Origin of the sequence: Latilactobacillus fuchuensis (assembly GCF_900258455.1) — a bacterium.
GTDB lineage: Bacteria > Bacillota > Bacilli > Lactobacillales > Lactobacillaceae > Latilactobacillus > Latilactobacillus fuchuensis.
Window position 1 is genome coordinate 1,156,521 of sequence record NZ_LT984417.1, and the last position, 9,137, is coordinate 1,165,657.

Consider the following 9,137-nt stretch of genomic DNA (forward strand, 5'->3'; position numbering starts at 1 on the left):
GCTCCTGTGCAATCATTATAGCAATATTCAGGTGATTTTAAAATCATTAGGTAGGAGGCAAGACCATGCAACGTTTATGGGTCACTGGCTATCGAAGCTATGAATTAAGTGTTTTCGGCGAAAATGATGAAAAACTTAAAGTTATTAAATATTCTTTAAAAAAACAATTAACAAATTTCTTAGACGACGGTTTAGAATGGGTAATTACGGGCGGTCAAATGGGGATTGAACAGTGGAGCTTAGAGGTTGCTCAAACATTAAAGACGGATTATCCGGATTTAAAAACGGCGTTGATGTTACCGTTCAATGATTTTGGTCAACAATGGAATGAGCAAAATCAAGCTAAGTTGGTACAGTTAAAGGGCCAGGTCGATTTTTGTGAGCCGGTCTCGAATGCACCATATTCTGGGCCACAACAATTGAAACAGTATCAACAGTTCATGTTAAGTCATACCGACGGCGCACTGTTATATTACGATCCGGAAGCAGAAGGTAAACCTAGCTACGATTATCAAGCGATTGGCCAGTACCGAGGCCAGACGGATTATCCGTTAAACCAAGTCGATTTCTTTGAATTACAGGATGTCGCGAATGAATTAGCGGAGCTAGAGAATCTAAAGTTTTAATTCTAGGTTATCTTTGCTATAATTACATGTATGAAGCGTTTATTATAAATGAGGTGTCAATATGGATAATCAAATCAAAGTCGAATTAGACCCAACTGAAATATTAAAAAAAGAATTTAAAACAAAGATGCGCGGTTATGATTCAGAGGAAGTCGATGGTTATTTAGATTTAATTATCAAAGATTACCAAAGCTACCAAGAAGAAATCACGCGCTTGACGGCTGAAAATACCCGTTTATTTAACAAGGTTGAAGAATTAAACAAACAGTTGAATGCTTCTGATAGTGTTAAAGAAAATGCACCACAACAAACATCAGCAGCGACGAACTATGATATTTTGAAGCGTCTTTCTAATTTGGAACGCCACGTTTTTGGTGCTAAATTAAGCGATCAAAATCCGGCAGGTCAAACGAGAGTTCAAAATCATTCTCAATTTAATGATACAAATATGTAATAGTGTGGTATAATAGTTTACATTGATTAAACATTGTAAATCTTGAGTAATCGCGGTCTACATCAGTAGGCTGAGGAAGGTCCATGCCCGCACAGGCTGAGATGCTTGTAGTGTTCGTGCCTGGCCCAATAAGCCAGGGTACCTTAATTGGTAACGGCGGAAAACGCGCTAAAACTTCGGTCATGCGTTAATATCCTTAAATAGTGCCACAGTGACGGAGCGGTTGGGGAAACCCAAACGATGGAACGAGGTAAACCCCGCGAGCGAGTAACCCAAACTTTGGTAGGGGCGTCTCATTTATGGAAATGAACTAAAAATGAGAGTTCGTAAGAACAGATAGATGATTACTGAAGGAACTTTCTTCCTGGGAAAGTTCTGGAACAAAACATGGCCTATAGAGGTTTACAATCAGGTGGCTTGGGCTTTTGCCCAAGCTCTTTTTATTTAAAAAATATTTTCCTAAGGGGATCTTTAAAAAATGACTTACCAACTATATGCAACGATGGCAAGTGGTATTGAATCAATCACGGCAAAAGAATTACAAGATTTAGGTTATGAAACACGTTCTGATAATGGTCGGGTTTATTTCGAAGGTGATTTAACCGATATCGCCCGGACCAATCTTTGGTTACGGAGTGCTGATCGGATTAAGATTGCAATTGGTCAATTCGAAGCGAAAACTTTTGATCAATTATTTGAACAAGTTAAGGCGTTACCTTGGGATGACTTTTTGCCATTAGATGCCGCTTTTCCAGTTGCTGGTCGGTCAGTCCGGTCAACACTTCACAGTGAACCAGACGTTCAAGCCATCACGAAGAAGGCGATCGTTGATAAGTTAAGTAGTGTTTATCATCGGCGGACACGTTTAGCTGAAACCGGCTCAACTTATCCGTTAGAAGTCAGCATCTTAAAAGATTTCGTGACGATCAGTTTAGATACGACTGGGGCTAGTTTGTTTAAACGGGGTTACCGTCTTGAAAAAGGGGAAGCGCCTTTAAAAGAAAACTTTGCGGCGTCATTAATTCTCCTATCACGCTGGCACAACGACATGCCATTCGTCGATCCAACAACTGGTTCAGGCACGATTGCGATTGAAGCGGCCTTAATGGGCCATAACATTGCACCTGGTATGCAACGCCAATTTGCTTTTGAAGAATTTGATTGGTTAAAACCAGAAATTCTAGCAAACGTTAAAGAAGAAGCGCAATCGCTCGTTAAGATGGATGAACCCTTAGAAATCTTCGGTTATGATATTGATCAAAATATGATTGATATTGCCCGTTTAAATGCCCAAAAAGCTGGGGTACTCCATCAGGTTGAATTTAAACAATTAGCCGTTAAAGATTTTAAAACTGATTTAACCAATGGTGTTTTAATTGCGAATCCACCTTACGGTAAACGGATGAGTGATCAAGAACAAGCGCGGGCATTATACAAAGAAATGGGTGACACTTACCGTTCAATGAAGACTTGGAGTAAATACATTTTAACGAGTGATTTACAGTTCCAAGAATCTTACGGACAACGGGCCACTAAGCGTCGGAAACTCTATAATGGTCGGATTCAAACCGATTTATTCCAATACTGGGGTCGTCCAGTTTGGCCACGTGCTGAAAAATAATAAATAAAATTATAAAGTATTCCGTTAAATTTAGGCGGAATGCTTTTTTATTTGGCGTCAATCCATTATACTTAAGACTACTTCAATACAAGGTGAGGAATTTATCGTGACCAATATATTAGCAGCGGAAAATATTCCCGAAACAGCACGCATTGAATTAGCGCAACAGGGCTTAACGATTATCAATCGCGCGGATGTATCGCAAGCGCAATTGGCGGAAATTGACATTATGTTTGGCTGGAATAAGGTGATTGGCCCCCAAATTTTGGCAATCCCTAATCATCGGTTGAAATGGATTCAAACCGCGACTTCTGGCATTGACTATTTGCCCTTGCAAACATTGATTGACCAGAACATTTTAGTGACGAATGCGCGGGGCATGCACGCCGTACCGATTGCCCAGACCGTCATGAGTTATTTATTGTATTTTACACGCGGCATTTATCAAAGTTTAAATGCGCAGCGTCAACAGGTTTGGGATCATCATCCAATCGGGCAAAGTACCATGACGCTTGAAGGTCGCACGATTTTAATTTTTGGGACTGGTCAAATTGGTGAAAAAGTCGCTCAATATGCGCAAATGATGGGGCTTAAAACCATCGGCGTTAATCGGAATGGCGAACCCATTAATCATTTCGAACAAATCGTGACGACTGAAACGGTTGATCAAGTTTTAGAACAGGCCGATTTTATTGTCAACGGCATGCCACTCACGTCTGAAACGACCGATTATTTTAACGCTGATTTCTTTGCGAAAGTAGCGGCGGGGACTTATTTCTTTAACGTCGGTCGGGGAAAATCGGTCAATGAAGCCGCATTAATGGCTGCTTTGAATGCCGGTCAGTTGGCCGGCGCAGCGATTGATGTTGCCCAAAATGAACCGTTAGTCGCCGATTCACCACTTTGGTCAACACCTAATTTAGTGATTACACCGCATATTTCTGGTTATATTCCAGATTTACACGAGCGGGTGTACACTGTCTTTGCCCGTAACTTGCCCACTTTTTTAGCGGATGGCCACCTAACTTACAATACGGTTAGTTTGACTGAAGGCTACTAATTTACTGTTTTAAAGCACACACCATTTCGAAATATTCGAAGTAGTGTGTGTTTTTTTGATTGCATAGTTGACTTTTGAAACTTTGCTGTTATAGTTAGTTACATAACCAACTAACTAGATAACGTAAACAGGAGGTGTTAGCGTGTTATTTGAATTTAATAACGACGAACCACTCTATCGTCAAATTGCGAACCAGATTGAAGAGGGCATCTTTACCGGCATTTTCCCGCCGGATAGCCAAGTGCCATCGACGACCGAATTATCGCGGCAATTCAATTTAAACCCGGCGACCGTGTTGAAAGGCATGAATCAATTAGTGACGGCTGGCTTGATTGAAAAGAAAAGAGGACTCGGGATGTTTGTGACTGAAACAGCACCAGCACAAATTACAGAAAAAAGACAAGCGGCGTTTTATCAACAACACGTCCAAGATTTAGTCAAAGAGGCCAAGCAACTGAACTTAACTAAAACGGCGCTACTGGCCTTAATTGAAAGAGGGTATGATCATGAATGAGCTAAAATTAACGCAAATTACGAAACAATTTGGCCACCAAGTTATTTTGGATGACATTAATCTAACGTTTAAACCAAATACGATTTATGGCTTATTAGGCCGTAACGGGGTCGGTAAAAGTACCTTATTGAACATTATCACCAATCGGATTTTTGCCAGTAGCGGGACGATTAGTTGGCAAGGTCAAGCACTAACTGGCCGCGATCATCCGGTACAAGCGTTCTATTTGATGTCAGAAACCAACTTGTTCTCTAAAGAAGAACGGCTTCAAAAAATTATTAAAAATACCGCTTTGTTACAGGGTCAGTTTGACGAAACCTTATCAGCGGAAATGATGACGGCTTTTGGCTTGAATCCAAAGAAGAAGTTAAGTCAATTATCTACCGGTTATCGAACGATTTTTAAAGCGATGCTCGCCTTATGCGTCCCAGCCGAAGTTGTCTTTTTGGATGAACCGATTCTGGGGTTAGATGCGAATCATCGCGAAATGTTGTACCAATTCATTTTGAAGGCGTACGAAGAACGACCACGGACGATTGTCTTAGCGACCCACTTAATCGAAGAGATTGCTAATTTAATCGAACACGTCGTGATTTTGAATGAAACCCAAGTCATTATTGATGAACCTTTGGAGACGGTGCTAGCGAAGAGTTATCGGATTAGTGGCCCAGAGGAAGTCGTTCAAGCGTATTGTCAGGAATTGAATCAACTGGCAACGGAACAGTTGGGAACGTTGTATATCGCTTATATTTACGATCAATTACCAACTGAACGTGAAATTCCAGACCGCTTAACAATCGAACACGTTGATTTACAACAAACCTTTATTAAATTAACTAACGAACGGGGGAATCGTGATGTTTAAAGCCATGTTACGTTACAGATTAACAGAATTATGGAGCACCGTGCTTAAAACGCTACTCGGCGTATTCATGACAGTGGTTGTGGCAGCGATTATTGCCGTGGGTGTCAGCCTGTATCAACACGTCGATTTTAGTTGGATAGAGTACGTGAAATTTATTGCTTACGCCATGGTTTTTGGCGGGCTAATTGCCAGTCAAATTGTGATTATGATTGCCGCATTCACATCTGTTAGACCCTTTTTTGAATTTGGGATTCAAAATGGCATCTCCCGACAAACGAGTTACGCCACACAATTGGTTACTTTGTTTAGCACACAAACCATTACCTTCTTAATCGGTTACTTATTAGCCGTCTGGATGAATTATAATGCCTCATTAGCTTTTCTATTAGCGCCACGAGTTGTTATCATGGTAATCCTAGTTGGCTGGTTACTTTTAGCCAGCGCCCTTCAAATCAGTAGCTTCATGACGTTATTTGAAAAGAAAATGTGGTGGGTCATCTTCGTCATCTACATTGTTTGGTCCGTCGTCTATAATCAATATCTTGCCCCCATTCTGACGAGCATTTTACCAGCGTGGGCCAAAGCATTATCATTTGACGTTGTTGTCATCTTTGGTGATACACAGTCGGCCGATAGTATGCTTCACGTCAGTCAACAACCTATGGCTTGGATCAGTTTACTGATTAGTATCCTAGTGCCACTCATTATCGCTGGTGTGTGCCAACATTTCATGCAAACTCGGCGGTTAGCGTTTACGTTAAGAAAAGATTAAACTTAAAATTGCATGACATTAGTGATTTCAATATCACTAATGATTGAAATGAACCCCATAGCTTAATTGTCTGTAGGGTTCTTTTTTTATCCAGAATAGGGGGGTGCGGTATGATAACCGTTAAAAATATAGTTGTTTCTTTTTCGAAAAGACAGGTGATTAAAAAGGTTTCTTTTCAGGTCAAAGAGGGGGCCGTTGTTGGTTTGATTGGCCCAAATGGCGCTGGTAAAACCACCATTATGAAAACGATTTTGGGCTTATTGAAGTTTGAAGGGGCGATCCAAATTAACGGGAGCGCGGTAACGGTCAATAACCATCAGGCTTTAACCAAGGTGGGCGCCTTGATTGAGCGCCCCGCAATTTATCCCTTTTTAACTGGTCGCCAAAACCTGACGCTTTATTGTAAAAATCAACAGGACGTGCTGGACCTCGTCACTTCGTTGGAAATGACGGCCTATGTTGATGATAAATCTAAGCAATATTCATTAGGGATGAAGCAAAAATTGGGGATTGCGATTGCGTTACTAAATCAACCTGAGTTTGTGATTCTGGATGAACCGATGAATGGCTTAGATATTGAAGCAACGATTCTAGTGCGTCAGATTATTAAAAAATATGCGGATGGGGGAACCTCATTCTTAATTTCAAGTCATATCTTAAGTGAACTCGAAAAAGTGATAACGGATGTTGTTTTAATTAATAATGGTGAAATATTAGTTGAAAAACCCATTACCGAACTCATTCAAAATGAGCATCAGCAATATAAACTGGTGACTAATAATCTGGCTAAGACGGTTGCACTATTGGACGCTAACGGCATTAAAAGTGAGAACAACGAAACCTATTTAATGATTGATGCGAGTCGTATTTTAGAAATACAACCGATCATTTATGCGCACGGTATTCAGTTGCTGGAATTGTCGCCTATTACAATTGACTTTGAAGAAGTGGTTGTTAACGTCTTGAAAGAGCGGGAGGTCAACCCGAAATGATGCGAAATTTGGCGCAGGAATGGTTTAAGGTCAAACATCAAAAAAGTTTTTACTATGGTGTTTTGATGCTGTTTGGCCTGATGCTTTTTACGGTATTGATGGATAGTGACGATCAAGTGGCGTTTTTGATTGTTCAAGGTTTTGGCGCTAGTCAATGGATTGCTTTGATTTTAGTCGTATTTAGTGCAAACTTATTTGCAATGGAGTATCAGAATAACACGCTGCTGACGTTGTTTTATAAAAGTCCGACGAAAAGGGCCATTTATTGGGCTAAATTGATGATTATTTTAGGCTATAGTGGCATTTTACATCTTTCATCAATCGGCTTTACGATTCTGCTTAAGCTGCTTTTCTATCCTAATCAATATCACTGGTTTTCGACGGAGACTGGCAACCAGCCTTTATTGAAAACGCTTTTAAAACTAACGACAATCAATTTGATGGCATCACTCTTAATCATTGCGCTTGCTATCTGTCTAATCTGTTTATTTAAAGTGAACGTCGTTGCAATCAGTATCGGCGTGGGGATTGTCTTCTTAGGTCAAACGATTTCAGGAGGCTTATCCAGTCAGCCGGAGATTTAGTGTCGTTATTGAAATGGAATCCGTTTAATATGTTGAATTTATTAGGGCAACTGGCTGATCCCAGTTTTAGCACGATTACGAAATTGAATAATCCTCAAATCATGATTGGGACTGCGGGCTATACGCTACTGTTTCTAGAGTTAGGGTATCGACTGTTTAAACGAAGTCACAATTAGCTTAATAAAAACCCAATACTAATAGTCAAAAAGGAGCTAGATGATGGCAGATAGTTTATATCAAGAATACTACAAATTTTTCCATAAAAAGATGGTCTGGTATGCACCCATTTTGTTAGTACCGTTAATGCTTTTGGCATGGCTGTTATTTAAATTTGAATTCAGTCGTTACTTAGTAATCAGTTCCTTTTTAGCGGGGCCGTGGATTGAAATGCTGTTAGTGGTCATTGGTGCGGGTATCTTTTCAATGGAGTTTCAAGAGGGTACCATTCTGACGTTGTTGTATAAAGCATCGAATAAACGCGACATTTATTTTTCAAAATTCTTGGTAATTTTTTGCTACGATGTTATTTTACACGTGATTGCTTTTGGCTTAACGATTGGCCTATCATTGATCATCTTTCCTGGCCAGGTTGATTGGTTCACAGTTTATCAGTATCAGCAACCACTGATTGTTAATTTGATATTAACCCTGTTGGTGGGGCTAGTGGCGTCACTTTTGACAATCGCTTTGCTTTTTTTCTTTTCAAGTCTATCTAAAAACAATTCGTTAGCGGTGGTCATCAGCTTTGTGCTGATTTTTATGGGCCAGGGTTTGTCGGATAATTTATTAAATAAATACGAGACCTTCGATTTCATCATTAAATGGAATCCGCTAAATATGTTGAACCTACAGAATCAGTATACGACCTACGTTGTTTACCATGAGTTAACGCAATTAAGTAATCTGCAAATTATCGGTGGGGCTTTATGTTATACGCTCGTATTTCTCGAGTTCGGGTACTTAATCTTTAGCCATCGGAAATTTTGAATAACGTTAAGTCGTCAATGAAAATAGGTCAGGAGGGCATCATGCTTAAATTAATAGTGAAGTCATTTATCAAGCATTGGCAGATTTGGTTAGCCGTATTACCCCTTTTTATTGTTTCGGGATTCGTTTTTAGTACGATATTGACCATCTTGAATGCCATCAAACTGGTTGGACCGAATACCTTAAGCGCCGAATTTGATTATGGCGTCTTTTTTGAAATGCCAATGTTTGTTGGAAGTCTCGTCATATTGCTACTAGCAAGGAACGCGATGAAACAATGTATTGATCTTTTTGATGAGACGAACGATATCTTAATGCTTTTGGGGGTTTCACCACGTCAATTGAGCGTTATTATGACTGGACAAATGTTATTGGTTGGGCTGCTGGGGGCACTGATTGGCAATCTCTTTGCTGTCAAAGGAGCGCAAGCTTTTATCAATATTTTACCAACGGTTGATCGTCACGCACTCGCGCAAATGCCCTTGCAATTTTCAGGGCAGGTGGTCTACGTGACCCTATTGCTACAAGCGATGCTGATTACGATTACGAGTTTGTTGTATTGTCTTGGCAAATTCTATAATTAATCCGAACAGAAATTAAAAAGCCCAAAGCAATCACTTACAATGGTAGTAGCTAATTCCAACCAATATAGGGAGTGATTA

The 9,137-nt window shown here is 40.1% G+C and carries 12 protein-coding genes and 1 other RNA gene; all 13 read left to right on the top strand.

What is annotated here, in order from left to right:
- Positions 1-65 precede the first annotated feature (65 nt).
- The 13 genes from LFUMFP_RS05435 (at position 66) to LFUMFP_RS05490 (ending at position 9,059) form a co-directional block, all read left to right on the top strand.
- The gene (locus LFUMFP_RS05435) at positions 66-626 is read left to right on the top strand and encodes an SLOG family protein (protein WP_035438813.1); all 561 of its coding nucleotides are present in this window, start codon (positions 66-68) and stop codon (positions 624-626) included.
- Between the two features lie 61 nt (positions 627-687).
- Positions 688-1,080 (top strand): cell division regulator GpsB, encoded by a 393-nt coding sequence (gene gpsB / locus LFUMFP_RS05440; protein WP_025082564.1) that lies wholly within the window; start codon positions 688-690, stop codon positions 1,078-1,080.
- A 38-nt stretch (positions 1,081-1,118) separates the two neighbouring features.
- Positions 1,119-1,480: RNase P RNA component class B (rnpB, locus tag LFUMFP_RS05445), an RNA gene on the top strand.
- Between the two features lie 78 nt (positions 1,481-1,558).
- Positions 1,559-2,701 carry a THUMP domain-containing class I SAM-dependent RNA methyltransferase gene (locus LFUMFP_RS05450; RefSeq protein WP_025082565.1) on the top strand — a complete coding sequence of 381 codons (1,143 nt, stop codon included), beginning with the start codon at positions 1,559-1,561 and terminating at the stop codon, positions 2,699-2,701.
- Between the two features lie 106 nt (positions 2,702-2,807).
- Positions 2,808-3,761, top strand: a complete 954-nt coding sequence (locus LFUMFP_RS05455; protein ID WP_158697727.1) for an NAD(P)-dependent oxidoreductase — start codon at positions 2,808-2,810, stop codon at positions 3,759-3,761.
- A 142-nt stretch (positions 3,762-3,903) separates the two neighbouring features.
- Entirely contained in the window at positions 3,904-4,275 is a 372-nt protein-coding gene (locus LFUMFP_RS05460; RefSeq protein ID WP_025082567.1) for a GntR family transcriptional regulator, read from the top strand.
- Positions 4,268-5,140 carry an ATP-binding cassette domain-containing protein gene (locus LFUMFP_RS05465; RefSeq protein WP_106483219.1) on the top strand — a complete coding sequence of 291 codons (873 nt, stop codon included), beginning with the start codon at positions 4,268-4,270 and terminating at the stop codon, positions 5,138-5,140. Before LFUMFP_RS05460 ends, LFUMFP_RS05465 begins: the two co-directional genes overlap by 8 nt.
- Positions 5,133-5,912: a hypothetical protein gene (locus LFUMFP_RS05470; protein ID WP_025082569.1), complete on the top strand. Its 780-nt coding sequence runs from the start codon at positions 5,133-5,135 to the stop codon at positions 5,910-5,912. The genes LFUMFP_RS05465 and LFUMFP_RS05470 overlap by 8 nt, the downstream gene beginning before the upstream one ends.
- Before the next feature lie 110 nt (positions 5,913-6,022).
- A complete protein-coding gene (locus LFUMFP_RS05475; RefSeq protein ID WP_106483220.1) occupies positions 6,023-6,904 on the top strand; it encodes an ABC transporter ATP-binding protein in 882 nt (293 codons plus the stop codon).
- Positions 6,901-7,488 carry an ABC transporter permease gene (locus LFUMFP_RS05480; protein ID WP_106483221.1) on the top strand — a complete coding sequence of 196 codons (588 nt, stop codon included), beginning with the start codon at positions 6,901-6,903 and terminating at the stop codon, positions 7,486-7,488. Before LFUMFP_RS05475 ends, LFUMFP_RS05480 begins: the two co-directional genes overlap by 4 nt.
- A 29-nt stretch (positions 7,489-7,517) precedes the next feature.
- Positions 7,518-7,664 carry a hypothetical protein gene (locus tag LFUMFP_RS09825; protein WP_158697728.1) on the top strand — a complete coding sequence of 49 codons (147 nt, stop codon included), beginning with the start codon at positions 7,518-7,520 and terminating at the stop codon, positions 7,662-7,664.
- Between the two features lie 43 nt (positions 7,665-7,707).
- The gene (locus LFUMFP_RS05485) at positions 7,708-8,475 is read left to right on the top strand and encodes a DUF2705 family protein (RefSeq protein WP_158697729.1); all 768 of its coding nucleotides are present in this window, start codon (positions 7,708-7,710) and stop codon (positions 8,473-8,475) included.
- 41 nt (positions 8,476-8,516) lie between these two features.
- Entirely contained in the window at positions 8,517-9,059 is a 543-nt protein-coding gene (locus tag LFUMFP_RS05490) for an ABC transporter permease family protein (RefSeq protein WP_106483223.1), read from the top strand.
- The last annotated feature ends 78 nt before the right edge of the window (positions 9,060-9,137 follow it).